Source organism: Ruegeria sp. HKCCSA071 (genome assembly GCF_017872555.1).
Taxonomy (GTDB): Bacteria; Pseudomonadota; Alphaproteobacteria; order Rhodobacterales; family Rhodobacteraceae; genus Ruegeria.
The window spans coordinates 1-1075 of sequence record NZ_JAEDOX010000031.1 but is presented as its reverse complement, the minus strand read 5'-3'; the positions used below and the strand labels follow the sequence as shown (position 1 = coordinate 1075).

The 1075-nt window shown below is 61.8% G+C and carries 1 protein-coding gene; it reads left to right on the top strand.

The genetic code is table 11. The features are described from left to right. Window positions 1-1005, top strand: a 1005-nt coding sequence (tuf, locus tag I9188_RS20150) for an elongation factor Tu (RefSeq protein ID WP_209599756.1), incomplete at its 5' end; no start/stop codon positions are given. Between the last annotated feature and the right edge of the window lie 70 nt (window positions 1006-1075).

The window sequence follows — 1075 nt, the reverse complement described above, 5'->3', positions numbered from 1 at the left end:
ATCTCGACCGCGCACGTGGAATACGAGACCGACGCGCGCCACTATGCGCATGTCGACTGCCCCGGCCACGCCGACTATGTCAAGAACATGATCACCGGTGCCGCTCAGATGGACGGCGCGATCCTGGTTGTGAACGCCGCGGACGGCCCGATGCCGCAAACCCGCGAGCACATCCTGCTGGGCCGCCAGGTTGGCATTCCGAAGATGGTCGTGTTCATGAACAAAGTTGACCAGGTTGACGACGAAGAGCTGCTGGAACTGGTGGAAATGGAAATCCGCGAGCTGCTGTCTTCGTATGAATACCCCGGCGACGATATCCCGATCATCGCAGGTTCGGCTCTGGCCGCGATGGAAGGCCGTGACCCTGAAATCGGCGAGAACAAGATCCGCGAGCTGATGGCGGCTGTTGATGACTACATCGACACCCCCGAGCGTGCTGTTGACCAGCCGTTCCTGATGCCGATCGAAGACGTGTTCTCGATCTCGGGCCGTGGTACCGTTGTGACCGGCCGTGTCGAGCGTGGCGTGATCAACGTTGGCGACGAGATCGAGATCGTCGGCATCCGTGACACCGCGAAAACCACCTGCACCGGCGTTGAAATGTTCCGCAAGCTGCTGGACCGCGGTGAAGCGGGCGACAACATCGGCGCCCTGCTGCGTGGTGTGGATCGTGACGGCGTTGAGCGTGGCCAGGTTCTGTGTAAGCCGGGTTCGGTGACACCGCACACCAAGTTCGAAGCCGAAGCCTATATCCTGACCAAGGAAGAAGGCGGCCGTCACACGCCGTTCTTCGCGAACTACCGTCCGCAGTTCTACTTCCGGACCACAGACGTGACCGGCACCGTGACCCTGGCCGAAGGCACCGAGATGGTCATGCCCGGCGACAACGTGTCGTTCGGCGTTGAGCTGATCGCACCGATCGCGATGGAAAACGGCCTGCGCTTTGCGATCCGCGAAGGCGGCCGCACCGTCGGCGCCGGCGTTGTGTCGAAGATCGTAGAATAATCCGTAGGCCGGGCTTCAGCCCGGCACATCGGTGAACAAACAAGGGCCGCTCCCTAGGGGGCGGCCTTTT